The organism is Stenotrophomonas sp. 10N36 (assembly GCF_056395005.1).
In genome coordinates this window covers 637,576-657,045 of sequence record NZ_JBFTIS010000001.1, presented here as the reverse complement: position 1 = coordinate 657,045, position 19,470 = coordinate 637,576, and the positions used below count along the sequence as shown (strand labels likewise).

The window sequence follows — 19,470 nt, the reverse complement described above, 5'->3', positions numbered from 1 at the left end:
ATCCGCAGGTGTCCGTTGGAGTTGCCCTACCGGCCACGCACCGATTACGGTAACCCCCCACGCTCAAGTCAGGACGACGATGCCCCATTACCCCGCCAAAGTCCGCACCGCGCTGCAGCTCATGCACGACGCCGGTGTTCCGCAGGCGCTGCGCGCGCCGCCGTTGCACCGCCTGCTGTGGCGGTTGGGCATTGCGGTGTCGCCACCGCTGCTGGCCGGGTTCGCCGCCAACGCGCTGTCGATGGGCGTGTTCTTCGGCGTGACCTGGGGCGTGTTGATGCTGCCGCTGTTCGGCGTGCTGGTGCCGCTGAAGACGTGGGGGATCGTGGGCAGCGCCGGCTTGGCCGGCGTGATGTTCGGCGTGATCATGGGGCTGATCATGCGCGCCCAGCAGCAGCGCTACCGGCTGCCGGCGTGGCGCAGCCTGCCGGATGGGCGCGCCGCTTAACCGGTGCGGTGTGGCACCGGTTGCGGGGCGGCCGTGGGCGGCGCGTCCGGGTTGAGGTCGGCCACCGGTGAGGGTGGCATGGCCGGCACTTCGGCTGGGGCCGCCAGTTCTTCGCGATGGGTCGGCAGCATGTGCGCCTTGCGCCAGCCACCCCAGCGGTAATACGCCAGCGACAGCAGCATCGCGCAGAACGAGCTGACCGGGAAACTCCACCAGACCGCGTCGGCGCCCCAGCTGTCCTGCAGCAGTTCGGCGAACGGCACACGGATGCCCCACAGCGAAACGGCCAGGATCAGCAGCGGCGGAATCACCGCGCCGGTGGAGCGCACCACACCGGAGATCACGAAGTTCACGCCGAAGAACAGGAACGACCACACCGCGATGTGGTTGAGGTGACGGGCCACCTCCAGCGACTGGCTGGCCTCGGGCAGGAACAGCGCCAGCGTGTAGCGGTCCAGCAGGATCAGCGGCAGGATCAGCACGCCGGTGAGCAGGAAGTTGTACAGCACGCCACTGCGCGCGGTGCCCCGCACGCGATCCCAGTTGCCGGCGCCCACGTTCTGCGCCGCCATCGACGAGCAGGCCGCGCCGATCGCCATCGCCGGCATCTGCACGTAGGTCCACAGTTGCAGCGATGCGCCGTAGGCAGCGGCCGTGTCGGTGCCGTAGCCGTTGACCATGCTCATCATCAGGATCATCGACAGCGAGATCAGCACCATCTGCAGGCCCATCGGCACGCCCTTGACCACCAGTGCACGCAGGATGGTGGGGTCGATGCGGAACATGGCCATGTCCTTGCGGCCCAGCCACAGCACGTGACGCTTGTTGCGCATGTACCAGAGCAGGCCGATCAACGACAGCGTCTGTGCGATCAGCGTGGCCCAGGCCGCGCCGGCGATGCCCAGCTGCGGGAACGGACCGATGCCGAAAATCAGCAGCGGGTTGAAGCCGATGTCCAGCACCACCGACAGCAGCAGGAAGCGGAACGGTGTGCGCGAATCGCCGACACCGCGCAGTGCCGAGCTCAGGAACGCGAAGGCATACAGCGTAGGCATCGCCAGGAAGATGATGCGCAGGTAGGCCTCGGCCAGCGGCAGCGATTCGGCCGGGGTGCCCATCGCGGCCAGCAGCGGGTGCGACAGCCACCAGCCAGCAATGGCGATCACCACCGACAGCCCGATGAAGAAGGTGGCACTGGTGCCCATCACCCGGCGTGCCTGGGGAATATCGCGCGCACCCATGGCCTGGCCGATCAGGATGGTGGCGGCCATGCCGATGCCGAACACCGAACCGATCAGGAAAAACATGATGTTGTTGGCGTTGGCCGTGGCCGTCAGCGCCGCTTCGCCGAGGAACCGCCCCACCCAGATCGCATTTACCGACCCGTTCAATGACTGGGCGATGTTGCCGGCCAGGATCGGCAGCGCGAACAGGAACAGATTGCGCCCGATAGGGCCGGTGGTCAGGTCAAGCGGCGCCTTGGCCATGTGCGGTGGAGATCGGGCTCGGGGAGAGGCACACTAGCATCAAGCCCGTCAGGGAGATATCGCGATGCCGATGTTCAACCGCAGCAGGGGCTGGCGCGCCGCGCTGGCTGACCGGTTCATGCCCGCGCTGGCGCTGCTCTTGATTGCCGCGGTGCTGCCCGCATGTTCTTCGGGTATGGACCGCCTCGGCGATGCGCAGGTGCGGCCCATGGACCGACCGGAATGCCAGGTCGGCAGCGAGCGCCGGGATCTCGATGCGGGTGTGCCCGTGCTGATCGGTGGCACCGGCTGCCGCGGCAATCCGGCGGCGGCGCAACCCTTGAACCGACGACCGGCAGAGCCGGGGAGCTGAACAACCCGCATGATCGAAGCAACGCCGTTGGCCGCCGTGCGGCTGGACGTGTGGCTGTGGGCCGCACGCTTCTTCAAGACCCGCAGCCTGGCCAAGCAGGCCGTGGAGACGGGCAAAGTGGACGTGGCCGGGCAACGCCCCAAATCCTCGCGCGCGGTGCGCGTGGGCGAGCAGCTGCAGATCAGCCGGGGCGACGACGTCTACGAGGTGCAGGTGCGTGGCCTGAGCGAGCTGCGCGGGCCGGCCCCGGTGGCGCAGCAGCTGTACGAGGAAAGCGAGGCGTCGCGCGCGCGACGGGCCGAGGCGCATGCCCAACGCCAGGCGGCGCGCAATGGTTACCTGCCGCCGGAGCATCGCCCTGACAAACGCGCGCGTCGCTTGATTCGGGCGCTTGGGGATATCGATTCGCTCTAGTGGTTTCGTGGCTTCCACGCATTGTGACTATTGATGCCGGAAACAGGGCCTTAGTCACGGTGTGGTCCATGGGCATGCGTCAGGCTGCCGCTTCGCTCAAGGAGGTGCGCCCATGCGCCCGCTGTCGATTCGCCTTTGCTGCATGCTGCTGTGCCTGTTCGCTTTCAGCGCGCAGGCCGCCGTCAACACTTTCTGGAGCCAGCCGCAGAGGGGCGGCAACAGCTTCAACGAACAGCCACCGGACCGCGCCTATTTCGATGCGCTACGTGCCACCGGCGCCACCTGGGTACGGCTGACACCGGACAAGTGGCGTTCGGCCGGCGGCCGCGATTTCCTGATGGGCAATGCCGATCGCTACCAGGGCTTGGTGCAGGCCGACGTCGCCACCCTGCGCCGGGTGCTCGACGATGCCGATGCCGCTGGCATCAAGGTGGTGCTGGTGCCGTTGTCGCTGCCGCTGCTGCGCTGGAAGCAGAAGAACGGCGGGGTGGTAGACCAGCGCCTCTGGCAGTCGTTCGACAATCACCGGCCGGCGCAGGCGTTCTGGCGCGACCTGGCGCGCGCACTGCACGGGCACCCGGCGCTGGTGGCCTACAACCTGATCAACGAGCCCGCCCCGGAGTACGGCACCCCGCTGCGCGAGCATGCCGACCCGGCCGCGATGCGCGCGTGGTATGCCACGGTGAAGGACGGGCCGCGTGATCTGCCGCGCTTCTACACCGGCTTGATCGCGGCGGTGCGCGAGGTCGATGCCGACATGCCGTTGATGCTGGACCCGGGCTGGTATGCCGCGGCCGACGCGCTGGCGTACTGGCCCGCGCCGCTGAAAGATCCCCATCTGCTGTACAGCGTGCACATGTACGAGCCATACGCGGCCACTAGCGCCCCCAACCAGAAGCGCGCCACGCCGTATCGGTATCCGGCCGTGGTGCCGTTCGGCCCGGGCAAGACGCAGTGGGATGCCAAGCGCGTGGCCAGCTACCTGCAGCAGCCCCTGGCGTGGGCCGACGAGCATGGCGTGGCGCGCAACCAGATGGTGGTCGGCGAGTTCGGCTGCATGCGCCGCTGGCCGGATTGCCCGGCCTATCTGGAGGATGTCCTGCGCGTGCTCGAGGCGCAGAAGGTGCACTGGGCGTTCTACGCTTTCCGCGAGGACGCGTGGGATGGCATGGACTACGAACTGGGCGACGGCGCACTGCCGTGGACGTACTGGCGTGACGTGGAAGCGGGGAAGGTGCCCACGCCGACGCGCACCGACAGCCCGCAGTTCGCGCCGATCCTCAAGCGTCTGCGCGCTGCCGACCGCTGATACCCGCATGCGGCAGCCGACGGTGGCATTGCATGTCGCCTGACGCTGGAAGGGACCGACCCGCAGGTCGGTCCCCCTGGATCACTCAAGCGTGCAGGTCGTAGCGATCCAGTTCCATCACCCGCGTCCAGGCGGCAACGAAATCCTGGACCAGTTTCTTCTCGCCGTCGGCACTGGCATACACCTCGGCCAGGGCACGCAGCACCGAGTTGGAGCCGAACACGAGGTCGGCCCGGCTGCCGGTCCAGCGCTTGGCGCCGCTGCTTTCATAGCCACCGCCAGCGGCCTTCCACTGCGTGCGCATGTCCAGCAGGTTCACGAAGAAATCGTTGCTCAACGTGCCCGGGCGATCGGTCAGTACGCCCTGCGCATTGCCATCAACGTTGGCACCCAGCACGCGCAGCCCGCCGACCAGCGCGGTCAGCTCCGGCGCGGTCAGCGTGAGCAGCTGCGCCTTGTCGATCAGCAGCACCTCGGCGGGCACGCTGTAACGGCCCTTGAGGTAATTGCGGAAGCCGTCGGCATACGGTTCCAGCACCGCGAACGATTCCACGTCGGTCTGTTCCTGGCTGGCATCGGTGCGGCCGGGCGTGAACGGCACGCTGATGTCGTGGCCACCGGCCTTTGCCGCCTGTTCAACACCCACGCCGCCGGCCAGCACGATCAGGTCGGCCAGCGACACCTGCTTGCTGCCGCTGCCGTTGAAGCCCGACTGGATTTTCTCCAGCGCGGCCAGCACCTTGGCCAGCTGCTGCGGCTGGTTCACCGCCCAGTCTTTCTGYGGGGCCAGGCGGATGCGCGCGCCGTTGGCACCGCCGCGCTTGTCCGAGCCGCGGAAGGTCGACGCCGACGCCCACGCGGTGGACACCAGCTCGGCCACGCTCAACCCGGCGCTGGCGATCTGCTGCTTCAAGCCGGCGATGTCCTGGGCGTCGATCAACGGCCGGGTCGCTTCGGGCACCGGGTCCTGCCAGATGAATTCCTCGGCCGGGATCTCCGGGCCGAGGTAGCGCGAGCGCGGCCCCATGTCGCGATGGGTGAGCTTGAACCAGGCGCGTGCGAAGGCGTCAGCGAAGGCCTGCGGCTCGGCCAGGAAGCGGCGCGAGATCTTCTCGTACGCCGGGTCCACGCGCAGCGACAGGTCGGTGGTGAGCATGGTCGGGCGATGCTTCTTCGACGGGTCGTGCGCGTCGGGAATGATCGCCTCGCTGTCCTTGGCTACCCACTGATGGGCACCGGCCGGGCTCTTGGTCAGTTCCCACTCGTGGCCGAACAGGATCTCGAAGAAGTCATGACTCCACTGCGCCGGCGTGCGCGTCCAGGTCACTTCCAGGCCGCTGGTGATGGTGTCGCCGCCCTTGCCGGTGCCGAATCTGTTGGCCCAGCCGAGCCCCTGGCTCTCCAGCCCCGCCGCTTCCGGTTCCACATCAACGTTGTCGGCCGGGCCGGCGCCGTGGGTCTTGCCGAAGCTGTGCCCGCCGGCGATCAGGGCAACGGTTTCCTCGTCGTCCATGGCCATGCGGCCGAACGTGTCACGGATGTCGAAGGCGGCCTTGAGCGGATCCGGGTTGCCGTCCGGGCCTTCCGGGTTCACGTAGATCAGGCCCATCTGCACGGCCGCCAGCGGGTTCTCCAGATCGCGCGAGTGCACGTCGCCGTCGGCGTCGTCATCGGACACCAGCACGCCGTGGTCTTCCTGCACGCCCTCGGAGCCATGCGCATAGCGCACGTCGCCGCCAAGCCAGGTGGTTTCGCGGCCCCAGTACACGTCCTGGTCCGGCTCCCAGGTATCGGGGCGGCCGCCGGCAAAGCCCAGCGTCTTGAAGCCCATCGATTCCAGCGCGACGTTGCCGGTGAGGATCAGCAGGTCGGCCCAGGAAATGGCCTGGCCGTACTTCTGCTTGATCGGCCACAGCAGGCGGCGTGCCTTGTCCAGGCTGACGTTGTCCGGCCAGCTGTTGAGCGGCGCGAAGCGCTGTTGGCCACGGCCACCGCCGCCACGCCCGTCGCCGATGCGGTAGGTGCCGGCGCTGTGCCAGGCCATGCGCACGAACAGGCCGCCGTAATGGCCGAAGTCGGCCGGCCACCACTCCTGCGAATCGGTCATCAGCGCGGTGAGGTCGGCCTTGAGCGCGGCGTAGTCCAGCCCCTTGAACGCGGTGGCGTAGTCGAAGCCGTCATCGAGCGGGGTGGAGCGGTTGGAATGCTGGTTGAGCAGGTCCACGCGCAGCTGCTTGGGCCACCAGTCGCGGTTGGTGGTGGCATCGCCGACGAGGGCGTGGTTGAACGGGCACTTGGCTTCGCTTTTCATGGGTCGCTACCTGTGTACTTGCGAATGTGGGCACCTGCCGCGGTTGGGCAGGGCAATCGGAAAGAGCGCTTCGCTCAGGGCGAGGAGCATCCGGCACGGTCGACGGGCATGGATTGGACGCGCGTGCGCGATGGGGTCAATCGATGCATCCGAGGATCTCCTGCGGGAATGCCTCTACGTTAAGCACGTTCAGGCATTCGGTAAATTCGAACGAATCAACCAAAGCGATAGGGTGGGTCTATAGAAAGGCGTGCCAGGTAGTGCCGGCCGCTGGCCGGCTCCCCGCACAACATGGTTCGACCGTACATCAACGCTTGCCGAGCAACCCGCCCCCCAGCTTGAGCAGGTCGCCAATACCCAGCTGACCATCGCCGTCCTGGTCCAGCACCGAGGTGAGCACACCACCACTGCTGGCCGCTTCCGCTTCCTGGCCCAGCGCCTGGCTGAGCTGGCCGGCGTTGCCGCCGTTGGCGAAGCGCTGCGCCAGATAGGACATGACGATCGGGGCAAGGATGGCCAGCAGCTGGCTGGTCTTGCTGCTATCCAGTCCGGTGGCCTGGCTCAGGCCCTGCGCGGCACGGTCGCTGTTGCCGCCAAACACATGGCCGAGGATGCCGGCCCCGTTGGTGGCGTTGCCACCGCCGCCGCCCAGCACGCTGCCGAGCAGACCGCCCAGATCGAAGCCACCCCCGGCGGCCGGCGCGTGATCGCGCTGTAGTGCGCCCAGCAGGGCGTCGGCGCCTTGCGGTTGCTGGGCGTTGCGGCCCATCGCGCCGAGCAGCAGCGGCAGCGCCGCGCCGACGGCGCTGCTGGCCTGGGCGGGTTCGATGCCCAACTGCTGGGACACCTGCTGCAGGCCTTGGCCCTGCTGCAGTTGTTGGAAGAGGGAGGCAGCAAGCGATGCGTTGTTCACGACGGACTCCAGGCAGGTGGCGGACCGCCCGAGCATACCGCCGGATTTACTACGGCAATGCGAAGGGCCCACCCGACCAACGGTCGGGTGCTACCGGGGGAAGAGGCCACCCGACCAACGGTCGGGTGCTACCGGTGTGGCGCCACCCGACCACCCGTCGGGTGCCACCGGGTGGGGGATGCCGAACATCACCCGGTAGGGCACGACCGTTGGTCGTGCTGCGGTGGGTGTGCGTGGAGCCGGCGACGGTCACCCGACCAACGGTCGGGTGCTACCGGGGGAAGGGGTCACTCGACCAACCGTCGGGTGCCACCGGATGGGGGATGCCGAACATCACCCGGTAGGGCACGACCGTTGGTCGTGCCGGGCGCCGGTCAGACCAGCGCCTTCAACCGGTACAGCGCTTCCAGCGCCTGCTTGGGGGTGAGCTCGTCGGGGTCGATCGCGGCCAGCGCGTCCTGCGCGGCGGTGCTGGGCGCGTTGAACAGGCCGAACTGCTGCGGTGCATCCAGGGCTTGCGGGGTGACCGTGGCGACGTGGCTTTCCCCGCCACGCTGCTCCAGTTCGGCCAGGCGCCGGCGGGCCTGGGCCACCGTGGATTTCGGCAGTCCGGCCAGCGCGGCCACCTGCAGCCCGAAGCTGCGGTTGGCCGGGCCGTCCTTCACCGCGTGCATGAACACCAGCGCGTCGCCATGCTCCACCGCATCCAGGTGCACGTTGGCGATACCGCTGGTGCCGCCTTCGTGCTGCTCGTCGGCCAGTGCGGTCAACTCGAAGTAATGAGTGGCAAACAGCGTGTAGCAGCGGTTCTGGTACGCCAGGTGGCGCGCCACCGCATCGGCCAGGGCCAGGCCATCGTAGGTCGACGTGCCGCGCCCGATCTCGTCCATCAGCACCAGCGAGTGGGCGCTGGCGTGGTGCAGGATGTAGCTGGTTTCGGCCATTTCCACCATGAACGTCGACTGCCCGCGCGCGAGGTCGTCGCCGGCGCCGATGCGGGTCAGGATACGGTCGATCGGCCCGATCACCGCGCGGCTGGCCGGCACGAAGCTGCCGATGTGGGCCAGCAGCACGATCAGCGCGTTCTGGCGCATGTAGGTGGATTTACCGCCCATGTTCGGGCCGGTGATCACCAGCATGCGGCGGTCCGGGTGCAGGTCCAGGTCGTTGGGTTCGAACGGCTGCTCGCGCACCGCTTCCACCACCGGGTGGCGGCCACGTTCGATGCGCAGGCACGGCGCGGTCTCCAGTTCCGGGCGGGCCCAGTCCAGCGCCTGGGCGCGCTCGGCGAAACCGGCCAGCACATCCAGCTCGCTCAAGGCACCGGCGCACTGCTTGAGCGGCTCCAACTGCCCGCCCAGCGTGTCCAGCAACTGCTCGTACAACACCTTCTCGCGCGACAGCGACCGCTCGCGCGCGGACAGCACCTTGTCCTCGAACGACTTCAGCTCTTCGGTGATGTAGCGCTCGGCATTGGTCAGGGTCTGGCGGCGGGTGTAATGCACCGGCGCCTTGTCGCTCTGGCCCTTGCTGATTTCAATGTAATAGCCGTGCACGCGGTTGTAGCCGACCTTCAGCGTGGCGATGCCGCTGCTGATGCGCTCGCGCTGCTCCAGGTCGATCAGGAACTGGTCGGCATGGGTGGACAGGCGGCGCAGTTCGTCCAGCTCGGCATCGAAGCCTTCGGCGATCACGCCGCCATCGCTCAGCTTCATCGGTGGCGTCGGCGCGATCGCACTGGCCAGCAGATGCGCGCATTCGTCGTGCTCACCCAGCGCTGCATGCAGCGCCACCAGGCGCGGCGAATCCAGCGGCGCCAGCACCGCACGGACGTCGGGCAGCAGGCCCAGGCCATCGCGCAGCGTGGAGAAATCGCGCGGGCGCGCCGAACGCAGCGCCACACGGGTGAGGATGCGCTCCAGATCGCCCAGCGCACGGAAAGCATCGCGGATGTCGCCCTCGGCACCGCGGTCGATCAGCGTCGCCACCGCATCGTGGCGGTGCACCAGCACGTCGCGCAGCCGCAGCGGGCGGTGCAGCCAACGCCGCAGCAGGCGCCCGCCCATTGGCGTCACCGTGGTGTCGAGCACGCCGAGCAGGGTGTTGCGGGTATCGCCGTCTACCCGCGTGTCCAGCTCCAGGTGACGGCGCGTCGCCGCGTTCATCGCAATGGCCTCGCTGGCCGTTTCGGTGGCGATCGCGGTCAGGTGGGGCAGGCGCTGCTTCTGGGTCTCTTCGACATAGCCCAGCAGCGCGCCGGCCGCGGCGGTGGCGCGCGGCTTGTCGTCGATGCCGAAGCCGGTCAGGTCGTGCAGCTTGAAGAACGCCAGCAGCTGGCGGCGGCCGCTGTCGGCATCGAACAGCCACGGCGCGCGGCGGCGGATGCCGTTGCGGTGCTTCAGGAATTCCGGCCAGTTTTCTTCATCGGGCACCAGCAGCTCGGCCGGCTCCAGCCGGGCCAGCTCGGCTTCCAGCGCGTCTTCCGAATCCACCTCGTTGACCAGGAAGCGGCCACCAGCCAGGTCGGCCCAGGCCAGGCCATAGCCGTGCTTGCCGCGCGACAGCGCCATCAGCAGGGTGTCGCGGCGCTCGTCCAGCAGCGCTTCGTCGGTGACCGTGCCGGGGGTCACGATGCGCACCACCTTGCGTTCCACCAGGCCCTTGGCCAGGGCCGGGTCGCCGATCTGCTCGCAGATCGCCACCGATTCGCCCAAGGCCACCAGCCGGGCCAGGTAGCCTTCATAGGCATGCACCGGCACGCCGGCCATCGGGATCGGCGCGCCGCCGGAGCTGCCGCGCTGGGTAAGGGTGATGTCCAGCAGGCGCGCGGCCTTGCGCGCGTCGTCGTAGAACAGCTCGTAGAAATCGCCCATGCGGAAGAACAGCAGCAGGTCCGGGTACTCGGACTTTGCGGCGAAGAACTGCTTCATGAGAGGGGTGTGTTCGGGCTGCTTTTCGGTCACGCGGGGTCCATCAACGTCGGGGGCGGGCCGGAAGGCCACCAGAACGACCATTGTAGGGGAGGGGGCGGGGAGGGCGAAGCGCGGGCGGGCTGCCGGGTGCAGAACACACTCGGCCCGGGACAGCGGGCGCTACGGATCAGTCCGTGGTCAGCCGCACGTTGGGATGCGCGGCGAAGATCGCCATGATGATGTCGAAGTAGGTCTGGCCGGTGCCGCGTTCCAGCGCATCCAGCTGGGCATCGATGGCGTCGGTGTTGAAAGTGCCTGGCTGCGACCGTTTGCCCTGCAGCCAGGCCCGGGTTGCCGCACCACCAAGGGCCGCGCGGCTGTGCGCGATCTCCTTCCAGTGCACACTGCCGGCTGCCTGCCCGGCCAGTGCGCCGTAGCCGCCGTACAGCAGGTCGTCCAGCGCATCCAGGCTGGGCCCGAGCTGCCAGTCCTCGTTGGCCATGAACACGCGGTTGATCTCGGCATAGAAGCTGGCGATGTCGTGTATCGCGCTGCCGTCGATAAGCAGCGAGAGGGATCTCATCGCGCTACCCACGGGCTGGCAGAAAAAGTTGGTTGTCCAGTGCGGCGCATGGAGGTCCACCACGGCGTGGGTGAGAGGGTCACGCCGGATCATACCGGCGCGTTGGACACGCCTGCGTCGACGCAGCGCCGCATCGCCCGCAAGTGTCCGCCGCCTGAACACGATCACGACATTGACGTGGCCTCGACATGTTTTCACTGCCGGTTGCAGCCAACGGGCGCAGGCTGACCCCATGTCCTGCGAATGAGGAGACGAACATGAAGACGATTCAACGTGTGATGTGCATGGGCGCCCTGATTGCTGCCTCGTTCGGCGCGGCCGCGCAGACCTATGGTCCGAAGGACGAAGGCCGCCGCTTCAACGACGGCAGCAAGGTGGTCTGTAAGAACGTGGAAGTGCAGCGCAACGCGAAGGACCCCAATCGTATCGCCGGTACCGCCACCGGTGCGGTGGTGGGTGGCCTGCTGGGCAACCAGGTGGGCGGTGGCAACGGAAAGAAGCTGGCGACCGTGGCCGGCGCTGTCGCGGGTGGCGCTGCAGGCCGCAACATCCAGGGGCGCAGCCAGCAGAAGAACGGTGACCGCGTGGTCGAACGCCGCTGCGAGCGCCAGTACCGCTGATTCTGCGCCCCCTGTAGCGATGACACGATGCCGGCCCCATGGGGCCGGCATTTTCGTATCTGGTTCGGTTGCAACGCACGTGCGCCAACGCGAGCACCGCATCTCAACTGGCTACACCTCGGTCGCCGTAGGGTTTACGCCAGGGGCGTGCGCCCGCGCGCGCCCAGCCGCCACACGGCAAGCGCACTGTAGAGCACCAGCAACGCGGCCAGCGTCCACAACTCGTGGCTGACCTCGCCCAGGCGGGCATCCATCTGGTTCAGGCGCACCATCAGATTGATGCCGGTGGTGGTGGGCAGCAGGTGGGCCAGGGCGACCAGCGCTGGCGGCGAGGTAACCGCCGGCCAGGACAGATTGGCCAGGAAGAACAGCGGGATCGAGCAGGCGATGACCACCTGGAAGGCGCGTTCGCGGGTGGCGAAGAAGCTGCCGACGAACAGGCCGAACGCCACCGTGGCGGCAATGAACAACGTCCCGCCCAGTAGTTGCCCGAGCGGATTTCCGCCGCGCGGGTAGTCCTGCACCCACGCGGTGAAGCCAGCGTAGTAGAGCAGGCCCAGCAGGCCGATGATGCCGAAGCCAAGCGCCATGCCGGCCAGGGTGGGCAGGTCGAAGCGCAGGCGTCGACCGAGTGCCAGACGCCGCGTCCCCAGCAGCACCCCAATGCCCATCAACAGCGTCTGGTGCACGATCAGTTCGGCCACACCGGGCACGATGGCGCTGCCGTAGCCTTCCAGCGTGTTGAACAGCGGGCGCTGCACCAGGGTGATCGGCGGTGGCTGCGGGGCGCCCATGAAGGCGGCCTGCGAAACCGCTGTTTCGCGCGCGAACGCGGTCAGTGCATCAGCCACGCCGCCCAATACCCAGCTGGCGCGGCCGAGGTAGGCACCGTTCCCCATCAACACCAGATGACCGGCACCGCCGCGCAGGATGTCGCGCTCCAGCTGGGCGGGAATCAGCAGGATGCCTTCGGCCTCGCCGCGCTCGAGCGCGTGGCGGGCCTGGTCGAGGGTGGCGGGTTGGGCAACGATGCGCACGGTGCGCAACGCGTCCACGCGCCGCAGCAGTTCGCGGCTGGTGGCGCTCTGGTCGTGGTCGACCACCACGATGGGCAGGTTGCTGGCCACCTGGTGGCGGTACGCGGCCGGGTAGAAGAACGAGTACAGCACCACCGCGCCAATCATCAACACCACCGCATAGCGGTCGGTCAGCACCGCACGCAGGGTCTGGCGCAGGCTGGTGGTGAAGCGGCTCATGCGGCCGCTCCGTTGGAGGCCACCGGCGTGGGCAGGGCGCGCGCTGCGACGATCAGGCGCCAGCCGCCGATGCCGCCGGCCACCAGCACCATCAGCAGCAGCGTAGCCAACGGCCACAGCGAGACCGTCCACGGCGCGCCGACAAATTGCTGCTGGGTCTGCAGCTTGACGTAGGCGGTGAGCGGCAGCAGCAGGTTCCAGACGCGGGTGAACAGCGGCGCATCCACCACGGGGAAGGTGGCCCCGGAGAATGCCAGCGCGGTGCCGATGCTCAAGCCGATGGCCGACAGCGCGGTGCCCATGTCACGGGTGAGTCCCACAAACAGCAGTGCCACCGCCGCGCATGCGAGGTAGAACAGCGGCTGGCCCAGCATCAGCAACAGCAGGCTGCCGGCGATGCCGTCGCCGCGCAGCAGCGCCAGGTACAGCACGCCGAGCGCGCCATACACCGAGAACAGTGCGACATAGGGGCAGATCTTGCCGACGATGGCCGCCCAGGGCGTGCTGCCCAGCCAAGGGCGCAACTGGCCGTCGCGCACCTCGCGGCCCAGGCTGGCGGCCACCGCCAGCGCCAGGCCCAGCGACAACACCGCCGGGAACAACAGCGGCAGCAGGAACAGTTCGTAGCTGCGCGCCGGGTTGTGCAGGATGTCCGACTGCACCGCGATGGGCGGCGCGCGCAGTTTGGCCGGGCCGACCTGTTTGCCAATGCCGCCGCTCAGCAGGCGCGCGTTCCACGCACCGACCGCTTCCACGATATCGCGCACCGCCGACTGCCCGGTGGTGAGGTAGGTGGCGTTGTAGTAGGCGAACACGGTGCCCTGGCTGCCACGCAGCGCCTGGCGGGTGGCATCGCGGGGGACCAGCACCACGGCAAAGACCTCCAGCCGCCGCAGCTCGGCCTGCGCATCGGCCAGGCTGGCCGGTTGGCTGGCCACGGCGATGCCCGGGCTGGCATCCAGCATGCGCGCCAGCAGACGGCTCTCGGCACTGTGGTCGAGGTCGACAATGGCAATGGGGATGTCGCGCATCACCGATGCGGCAAACAACCAGGCCATCACCGCCAGCATCAGCAGCGGCAACAGTGTCACCAGCAGCAGGTCGGCGCGGTCGCTACGCAGGTGCTGGAGCTCGCGTTGGAAGGCGGCGCCGAAGCCCGCCCGCCGCGACCGGTTCATCCCTGCGGCCACGCGAACAGCACGCTCATGCCAGGGCGGAAGCCCTCCACGCGCGCCACCGGGCGCAGCCGGATCTCGAAACTGCGCACGTCGTAGCCGGACGACTGCCGGGTAGCGCGCCAGGTGGCGTAATCGCCGGCCGGGTTGATGAAGTACACCTCGAACTCGACATCGCGATCCAGCGCGGGGACCTGACCGCGCAGCCGGTTGCCGATCTTCAGGCCGCGCATCTGCGATTCGCGCAGGTTCACCGATACCCACATGCGGTCGATGTCGACCAGGGTGAACACCGGGTAGCCCGCCGGGACCAGTTCGCCCACATCGGCCATGCGCTTGTTGATCTCGCCGGCCAGCGGCGCGCGGCCGTTGACCTCCTCGCGCGCGGCATCCACTTCGGCCACCGCCCCGCGTGCCTGGCGGACCTGGCCCTGTGCGGCGCGCTTGTCCTGCTCGCGCGCACCGGCCAGCGCCTGGTCGTACTGCGCACGGGCGGCATTGGACAGCTCGCGCGAACTGCGTGCCTGGGCCAGCGCTTCGTCGCGCTTCTGCCGGGTCATCACGCCTTCGTTGAACAGGTTCTGCACGCGCTGGTAGGTGGCATCGGCCAGCGTTGCACCGGCTTCAGCGCGTTTCCAGTTGGCCTGCGCCGCGCGGATGTCTTCGCTGCGCGCGCCGGCATCGGCCTTGTCGGCCACGGCGCTGGCAGCGTCCAGCGCGCCTTGCGCCTGTTCTTCCTTGGCGGCCACTTCCGGGCTGTCCAGCACGAACAGCACCTGGCCGGCCTTGACCCGGTCGCCTTCGCGCACCTTCAGTTCGGCCAGGCGTGCGGTGATCTTGGCGGCCACGTTGACGGTGTCGGCGTCGGCCATGCCCTGCAGCTGTTCGGCCGGGCTGCGCCAGGCCAGCCACAGGCCGACCACCACCACGATCGCCAGCACCAGCGCGAGGGCAATACCGAGTTTGCGCTTGTTCGGCGGCGGCGCATCGGCAGGCGCCTGCAATGTGTCATTCATGCACGATCACCTCGTCGGCCTGGCGGCGGAATTCGTCATAACGGTCCATCTGTCCACTGATCTCCAGCAGTTGTGCCAGCGCCACGTCGTACTGGTACGCCGCCTGTGCGCGTTCCACCTGTGCACCGCCCAGCCCCAGCCGCGCATCGATCACGTCCAGCGAGGTGGCCTGGCCTTCGCGGAAGGCCAACTCCTGCAGGCGCAGGTTCTCGCGGTTCTGTTCGATGCTGCTGTCCAGCAGCAGAAACTGCTGGCGTGCGGTATCCAGTTCGTACCAGGCCTTGCGCACGCCCAGGGTGACCTGGTTTTCCGCTTCGCGCAGGCCGGCCTCGGCCTGCTCCTGCTGCGCGCGCGCCGCACTGATCTGCGCCGGGCGTGAACTGGGGGACAGGAAGGTGTACTTCACGCCGATGCCGAACGCCCAGTCCGGGTCGGTCAGCATTTCGTCGCGGCGCAGGAAGTCGTACTGGCCAAACAGGTACACGGTGGGCTTGAGCTTGGCCTGCTGTACGCGTACGCCTTGCTCGGCCTGGGCCACCAGGGCGCGCAGCCGCGCGATCTGCGGCTGCCGGGTCTGCGCTTCGCGTTCGAAGGTGGGCAGCGCGCCGATCGGCGTGCGATGCACGAACAACGGCGACAGCGGGCGCACTTCGCCCCCGCTGCGCAGCAGGGTGGCCAGCGCGGCCTTCAGGGTCTGCAGGTCGTTGAGCGACTTCTGGTAGTCGCGCTCGGCCTTGTCGCGGGCCACGTTGGCCTGCAGGCGCTGGGCACGGGTGGCGAAGCCTTCGCGCTCCAGCTTCAGTGCATCGTCGAGGTGGCGCTGCAGCCCGTCGCGCACGTCACGGCGCACGTCCACGGCCTGCTCGGCCAGGCGCTGCCCGAAGTAGGCCTGGGCCAGCTGCACGCTCAACGACTGGCGCTGCGATTCGCGTTCGGCGCTGGCCTGCGCGGTGGCGCCGGCGGCGGCCTGCTGCGCGGCCGGGATCAGGCCGCCGGTGTACAGCGGCAGCACCGCGGTGACGACCGGACGGGTGCGCCAGTCGCGTTCGGTGAACTGCAACGGCGACTCGATGCCGAACGCCTCGGCCACCGGCGCCAGCGAGCCCAAGGGCAGGGTCAGCGTCTTCTGGAACTGCAGGCGGCGCACTTCACCGGTGATCTCCGGCAGGCGCAGCAGACGGGTGGCGTCCTGCAGGTCCTGCTTGTTGCGCACCGAGGCATCGGCGGCGGCCAGCGCGTCGGACACCTGTTCCAGGCGCTGCTGCGACTGCTGCCAGTCCAGCGCCGGAACGGCCGCCTCGCCGATGGGCGACTGGGCCATGGCCGCGCCGCTGCACAGGAGCAGGGCCGTGCAGTGAAGTCCTTTCTTTGCGCGCGCAAGCGCCGTGTGCCGGCTCACGAATGGGCATTCCGTATGTAAAGCATTCGGTAAAGTATGGTGCGCGCGGCGTGAAGCCCGGGTCTTCACACCGCGCCTTGGCGGCGTCGGCACGTCCGACGCCGGCGATGCCGTTTGTATGCGGATGGACGTTTTCGATTGGGTGGGGCGGACGGTGCCGAAATGGTGCGACCACCAACGGTGGTCGCCTACCGGGCATTCACGGTCGCCTACCGGGACATTCACGATGGGGTGGGGGCGGGCCGTGGCTCGACCCACACCGGGTAGGTACCGACCGTTGGTCGGTACGCCCCTCGCCACTCAACGCGTCGGCGGATTCCCGGCGATGGTGCGCGCGCCGGTGATGATCATGCGCAGCATCTGCGACAGCTGCTCGATCAGTTCGGCGTCCTTTTCCTGCGGCTGGTCCACCGCGGTGGCCCCCATGGCGAACACCAGCCGGGTGATCGCCTTGGACGCCAGCGCCGGTTCGTGCAGCACCGCGCCGCCATCGGCGGCGGCCAGCCGGATCAGGTCGACCCGCAGTTCGTCTTCGAAGTAGTTCAGTTCGCGGTCCACCGCCTGCTTGAACGCGTCCGAGCCGGCGCTGCCTTCGCGCAGCAGCACGTGCAGCAGCTTGTGGTCGGCGCGCAGCTGCTCGAAGAAGGTCTCCACCGACAGCCGGATCACGCTGCGCTCGGACGACGCCGCGCGCTGGCGCGCCTCGCCGATGATCGTGCGCAGTGAACGCCCGGACAGATCGATCAGCGCCACGGTCAGTTCGTCCATGTCGCGGAACTGGCGGTAGAACGAATTCGGGGCGATGCCGGCCTCGCGGGCCACTTCGCGCAGGCTCAGCGTAGAAACACTGCGGTGCGGGCCGATCAGGGCCAGCGCGGCGGCCAGCAGGTCGTCGCGCGAGATCGAGGCTTTGCGCGCCGGATGGGCATCGTCGGCAGCGGACAGGGGCAGGTCTGGGGAGGTCATCGGGGGCAGGGCGGTCAAGTCCCTGAATCATAGCCCGTCCGGTCAATATACAAGTGTATACACGCCTGTATGTGCGTGCGTATAGTGATCCCATGAGCGCTCATCCCCGCCCCCCGATCCGCCGCCGCAACCCGATCTCGCCCCGTCATTGGGTGTCCGAGGAGCTGTTCGACTTCTGGGCCGGGCGCCTGCACCCGTTGTGGACCCTTCGCCGGGCGCGGGCGCGGCTGGTGGCGCGCGAGCAGGCCAGCGCCGATGCGGTCACCCTGGTGCTGCGCCCGAACCGGCATTTCCGTGGGATGCAGCCGGGCCAGCACGTCACCCTTGGGGTGGACGTGGATGGCCGTCGCCTGTCGCGCAGCTACAGCCCCACGCGGCTGGCCGATGGCACCCTGGCGATCACCGTCAAGGCGATCGAGGGTGGCAAGGTCAGCCAGCACCTGGCCCATCACGCGGTGATCGGCGAGGCGTTCGAACTGGGCCAGGCCTTCGGCGAGATGACCGTGGACCCGCGCCAGGCCCAGCGCCTGCTGCTGTTGGCCGCCGGCAGCGGGATCACCCCGATGCGTGCGCTGCTGCGCCAGCTGGATGCCGCCGGCATGCCCGGCACGGTGGACCTGGTGTACTGGGCTCGCCGCCGCGAGGAACTGTGCTTTGCCGACGAACTGGCGGCACTGGCCGCGCGTCACCCGAACCTGCGCGTGCACCTGGCACTGACCCGCGACCCGCACGCCGCGTCGCCGCGCGTGGATGCCTACGCCTTCGATGCACTGGGCGACCTCCGTGCGGCCCAGGTGCTGGTGTGCGGCCCGGGTGGCTTCGTTGATGCCGCCCGCGCACGTTTGCAGGGCACCGTGGCCGCGCTGCAGTTCGAAGCGTTCACCCCGCCGCTGCTGCCCGACGCGGAAACCGGCACGGTGCAGGTCGAACTGCGCCGCAGTGGCCGCACCCTGACCCTCCCGCGCGGCACCTCGCTGCTGCAGGCGCTGGAAGCCGAAGGCCTGCGCCCGGCCAGCGGCTGCCGCATGGGCATCTGCAATACCTGCGTGTGCGGCAAGGCGTCCGGTGTCACCCGGCACACCCTGACCGGCGACTACGCCGATGAACCGGCCACGCAAGTGAAGCTGTGCGTCAACAGCGCCAGCACCGACCTGATCCTGGAGCTCTGAGCATGTCTTCCGTGCACAACCGCGTGCTGTCGCCTACCGAACTGGATGCGTTCGGCAATGAACTCGATGCGCTGCGTGCGCGCCAGCTGGCCACGCTGGGGGCCGCCGACGCGCGTTACATCCGCCGCGTGGTGGCCGGCGTGCGCTGGACCGGCGTGGCCGGCCGCGCGCTGCTGTTCCTCGGTGCCTTCGTGCACAGCGTGCTGATCCCGGCGTGGATCGCCGGCGTGGTGCTGCTGGCGCTGTCCAAGATCCTGGAAAACATGGAGCTGGCGCACAACGTCATCCACGGCCAGTACGACTGGATGGGCGACCCGCAGCTGCAGGGCAGCACCTACGAATGGGACATCGTGGGCACCGCCGACAACTGGCGCAAGACCCACAATTTCCGTCACCACACCTACACCAACGTGCGCGGGCTGGACGATGACATCGGCTATGGCCTGCTGCRCATCTTCCCCGAACAGCGTTGGCGCCCGTTCTACCTGACCCAGCCGGTGGTGGCGGTGGTGTTCGCACTGCTGTTCGAATGGGGCATCGCCATCCAGGACCTGCGCCTGGGCCGCTGGTTCGCCGGCAAGATCACCTTCCGCCAGCTGCTGGCGCAGGCGCGCCCGGTGGGCCGCAAGATGGGCAAGCAGATGTTCAAGGACTACCTGCTGTTCCCCGCGCTGGCCGGCCCGTTCTTCCTGCCGGTGCTGCTGGGCAACGTGGTGGCCAACCTGATCCGCAACGTGTGGACCTACGTGATCATCTTCTGCGGCCACTTCACCGCCGACGCCGAGACCTTCCCCAAGGAATGCGTGCGCGACGAAAGCCGTGGCCACTGGTACCTGCGCCAGCTGCGCGGCTCGTCCAACCTGACCGGTGGCAAGCTGATGAATGTCATGTCGGGTAACCTCAGCCACCAGATCGAACACCACTTCTTCCCGGACATCCCGGCCAACCGCTATGCGGCCATCGCGGTGGACGTGAAGGCGATCTGCGCCCGCTACGGCCAGCACTACAACACCGGCTCGTTGCCGAAGCAGTTCGGCCAGGTGATGTGGCGCATCGTGCGGCATGCCTTCCCGAGCCGGCCGGTGCGCGCCAAGGCCGCTGCCGTCACCGCTCAGCCACTGCCGCAGCAGGGCTGAGCCG

Annotated in this window: 17 protein-coding genes; 7 read left to right on the top strand and 10 right to left on the bottom strand. The window is 68.5% G+C overall.

Annotated elements, in window-relative coordinates:
- Positions 1 to 79: 79 nt before the first annotated feature.
- On the top strand, positions 80 to 448 hold the full coding sequence (locus tag AC1DCJ_RS03020; RefSeq protein ID WP_141057210.1) for a DUF6404 family protein: 369 nt from the start codon (positions 80 to 82) through the stop codon (positions 446 to 448).
- Here the strand turns inward: AC1DCJ_RS03020 and AC1DCJ_RS03015 are convergent.
- The gene (locus AC1DCJ_RS03015; RefSeq protein ID WP_038689621.1) at positions 445 to 1,935 is read right to left on the bottom strand and encodes an MATE family efflux transporter; all 1,491 of its coding nucleotides are present in this window, start codon (positions 1,933 to 1,935) and stop codon (positions 445 to 447) included. The two genes, AC1DCJ_RS03020 and AC1DCJ_RS03015, sit on opposite strands and share 4 nt — an antisense overlap.
- 64 nt (positions 1,936 to 1,999) lie before the next feature.
- Here AC1DCJ_RS03015 and AC1DCJ_RS03010 point away from each other — a divergent pair, with 64 nt between their 5' ends.
- The 3 genes from AC1DCJ_RS03010 (at position 2,000) to AC1DCJ_RS03000 (ending at position 4,010) form a co-directional block, all read left to right on the top strand.
- Positions 2,000 to 2,287: a hypothetical protein gene (locus tag AC1DCJ_RS03010; RefSeq protein WP_478070047.1), complete on the top strand. Its 288-nt coding sequence runs from the start codon at positions 2,000 to 2,002 to the stop codon at positions 2,285 to 2,287.
- 9 nt (positions 2,288 to 2,296) lie between these two features.
- On the top strand, positions 2,297 to 2,701 hold the full coding sequence (locus AC1DCJ_RS03005) for an RNA-binding S4 domain-containing protein (RefSeq protein ID WP_038689619.1): 405 nt from the start codon (positions 2,297 to 2,299) through the stop codon (positions 2,699 to 2,701).
- Positions 2,702 to 2,813: 112 nt separating this feature from the next.
- On the top strand, positions 2,814 to 4,010 hold the full coding sequence (locus AC1DCJ_RS03000) for a glycoside hydrolase family 5 protein (protein WP_478070046.1): 1,197 nt from the start codon (positions 2,814 to 2,816) through the stop codon (positions 4,008 to 4,010).
- Between the two features lie 85 nt (positions 4,011 to 4,095).
- Here AC1DCJ_RS03000 and katG read toward each other — a convergent pair whose 3' ends face one another.
- The 4 genes from katG to AC1DCJ_RS02980 form a co-directional block, all read right to left on the bottom strand.
- Complete coding sequence (katG, locus tag AC1DCJ_RS02995) at positions 4,096 to 6,321, bottom strand: catalase/peroxidase HPI (protein WP_478070045.1); 2,226 nt, start codon at positions 6,319 to 6,321, stop codon at positions 4,096 to 4,098.
- Between the two features lie 307 nt (positions 6,322 to 6,628).
- The gene (locus tag AC1DCJ_RS02990; protein WP_478070044.1) at positions 6,629 to 7,270 is read right to left on the bottom strand and encodes a DUF937 domain-containing protein; all 642 of its coding nucleotides are present in this window, start codon (positions 7,268 to 7,270) and stop codon (positions 6,629 to 6,631) included.
- A gap of 338 nt (positions 7,271 to 7,608) precedes the next feature.
- Complete coding sequence (mutS, locus tag AC1DCJ_RS02985) at positions 7,609 to 10,164, bottom strand: DNA mismatch repair protein MutS (protein WP_478070131.1); 2,556 nt, start codon at positions 10,162 to 10,164, stop codon at positions 7,609 to 7,611.
- Positions 10,165 to 10,333: 169 nt separating this feature from the next.
- The gene (locus tag AC1DCJ_RS02980) at positions 10,334 to 10,729 is read right to left on the bottom strand and encodes a barstar family protein (protein WP_478070043.1); all 396 of its coding nucleotides are present in this window, start codon (positions 10,727 to 10,729) and stop codon (positions 10,334 to 10,336) included.
- Between the two features lie 257 nt (positions 10,730 to 10,986).
- Between AC1DCJ_RS02980 and AC1DCJ_RS02975 the strand changes: the two genes are divergently transcribed.
- Positions 10,987 to 11,349, top strand: a complete 363-nt coding sequence (locus AC1DCJ_RS02975) for a glycine zipper 2TM domain-containing protein (RefSeq protein ID WP_128096016.1) — start codon at positions 10,987 to 10,989, stop codon at positions 11,347 to 11,349.
- Between the two features lie 134 nt (positions 11,350 to 11,483).
- Here the strand turns inward: AC1DCJ_RS02975 and AC1DCJ_RS02970 are convergent, their stop codons facing one another.
- The 5 genes from AC1DCJ_RS02970 to fabR all read right to left on the bottom strand — a co-directional run bounded on the left by AC1DCJ_RS02970 (position 11,484) and on the right by fabR (position 17,161).
- Positions 11,484 to 12,605, bottom strand: coding sequence for an ABC transporter permease (locus tag AC1DCJ_RS02970; RefSeq protein WP_478070042.1), 1,122 nt, complete (start codon positions 12,603 to 12,605; stop codon positions 11,484 to 11,486).
- Complete coding sequence (locus AC1DCJ_RS02965) at positions 12,602 to 13,783, bottom strand: ABC transporter permease (protein WP_478070041.1); 1,182 nt, start codon at positions 13,781 to 13,783, stop codon at positions 12,602 to 12,604. Before AC1DCJ_RS02965 ends, AC1DCJ_RS02970 begins: the two co-directional genes overlap by 4 nt.
- On the bottom strand, positions 13,780 to 14,796 hold the full coding sequence (locus tag AC1DCJ_RS02960) for an HlyD family secretion protein (RefSeq protein ID WP_137188940.1): 1,017 nt from the start codon (positions 14,794 to 14,796) through the stop codon (positions 13,780 to 13,782). The genes AC1DCJ_RS02965 and AC1DCJ_RS02960 overlap by 4 nt, the downstream gene beginning before the upstream one ends.
- Positions 14,789 to 16,117 carry a TolC family protein gene (locus tag AC1DCJ_RS02955; protein ID WP_478070040.1) on the bottom strand — a complete coding sequence of 443 codons (1,329 nt, stop codon included), beginning with the start codon at positions 16,115 to 16,117 and terminating at the stop codon, positions 14,789 to 14,791. The genes AC1DCJ_RS02960 and AC1DCJ_RS02955 overlap by 8 nt, the downstream gene beginning before the upstream one ends.
- Before the next feature lie 378 nt (positions 16,118 to 16,495).
- Positions 16,496 to 17,161 carry an HTH-type transcriptional repressor FabR gene (gene fabR, locus AC1DCJ_RS02950; RefSeq protein WP_038692404.1) on the bottom strand — a complete coding sequence of 222 codons (666 nt, stop codon included), beginning with the start codon at positions 17,159 to 17,161 and terminating at the stop codon, positions 16,496 to 16,498.
- 92 nt (positions 17,162 to 17,253) lie between these two features.
- Between fabR and AC1DCJ_RS02945 the strand changes: the two genes are divergently transcribed.
- Together AC1DCJ_RS02945 and AC1DCJ_RS02940 are read left to right on the top strand one after the other, a co-directional pair.
- Positions 17,254 to 18,330 carry a ferredoxin reductase gene (locus tag AC1DCJ_RS02945; RefSeq protein WP_313244609.1) on the top strand — a complete coding sequence of 359 codons (1,077 nt, stop codon included), beginning with the start codon at positions 17,254 to 17,256 and terminating at the stop codon, positions 18,328 to 18,330.
- A gap of 2 nt (positions 18,331 to 18,332) precedes the next feature.
- Complete coding sequence (locus AC1DCJ_RS02940) at positions 18,333 to 19,466, top strand: fatty acid desaturase family protein (RefSeq protein ID WP_478070039.1); 1,134 nt, start codon at positions 18,333 to 18,335, stop codon at positions 19,464 to 19,466.
- Positions 19,467 to 19,470 lie beyond the last annotated feature (4 nt).

What these genes read in the sequence shown, in the direction of transcription:
- AC1DCJ_RS03020 (WP_141057210.1), top strand. Translation starts at nt 80, where the DNA reads ATGCCCCATTACCCCGCCAAAGTCCGCACCGCGCTGCAGCTCATGCAC.
- AC1DCJ_RS03015 (WP_038689621.1), bottom strand. Translation starts at nt 1,935, where the DNA reads ATGGCCAAGGCGCCGCTTGACCTGACCACCGGCCCTATCGGGCGCAAT.
- AC1DCJ_RS03010 (WP_478070047.1), top strand. Translation starts at nt 2,000, where the DNA reads ATGCCGATGTTCAACCGCAGCAGGGGCTGGCGCGCCGCGCTGGCTGAC.
- AC1DCJ_RS03005 (WP_038689619.1), top strand. Translation starts at nt 2,297, where the DNA reads ATGATCGAAGCAACGCCGTTGGCCGCCGTGCGGCTGGACGTGTGGCTG.
- AC1DCJ_RS03000 (WP_478070046.1), top strand. Translation starts at nt 2,814, where the DNA reads ATGCGCCCGCTGTCGATTCGCCTTTGCTGCATGCTGCTGTGCCTGTTC.
- AC1DCJ_RS02990 (WP_478070044.1), bottom strand. Translation starts at nt 7,270, where the DNA reads ATGCTCGGGCGGTCCGCCACCTGCCTGGAGTCCGTCGTGAACAACGCA.
- mutS (WP_478070131.1), bottom strand. Translation starts at nt 10,164, where the DNA reads ATGAAGCAGTTCTTCGCCGCAAAGTCCGAGTACCCGGACCTGCTGCTG.
- AC1DCJ_RS02980 (WP_478070043.1), bottom strand. Translation starts at nt 10,729, where the DNA reads ATGAGATCCCTCTCGCTGCTTATCGACGGCAGCGCGATACACGACATC.
- AC1DCJ_RS02975 (WP_128096016.1), top strand. Translation starts at nt 10,987, where the DNA reads ATGAAGACGATTCAACGTGTGATGTGCATGGGCGCCCTGATTGCTGCC.
- AC1DCJ_RS02970 (WP_478070042.1), bottom strand. Translation starts at nt 12,605, where the DNA reads ATGAGCCGCTTCACCACCAGCCTGCGCCAGACCCTGCGTGCGGTGCTG.
- AC1DCJ_RS02965 (WP_478070041.1), bottom strand. Translation starts at nt 13,783, where the DNA reads ATGAACCGGTCGCGGCGGGCGGGCTTCGGCGCCGCCTTCCAACGCGAG.
- AC1DCJ_RS02960 (WP_137188940.1), bottom strand. Translation starts at nt 14,796, where the DNA reads ATGAATGACACATTGCAGGCGCCTGCCGATGCGCCGCCGCCGAACAAG.
- AC1DCJ_RS02955 (WP_478070040.1), bottom strand. Translation starts at nt 16,117, where the DNA reads ATGGCCCAGTCGCCCATCGGCGAGGCGGCCGTTCCGGCGCTGGACTGG.
- fabR (WP_038692404.1), bottom strand. Translation starts at nt 17,161, where the DNA reads ATGACCTCCCCAGACCTGCCCCTGTCCGCTGCCGACGATGCCCATCCG.
- AC1DCJ_RS02945 (WP_313244609.1), top strand. Translation starts at nt 17,254, where the DNA reads ATGAGCGCTCATCCCCGCCCCCCGATCCGCCGCCGCAACCCGATCTCG.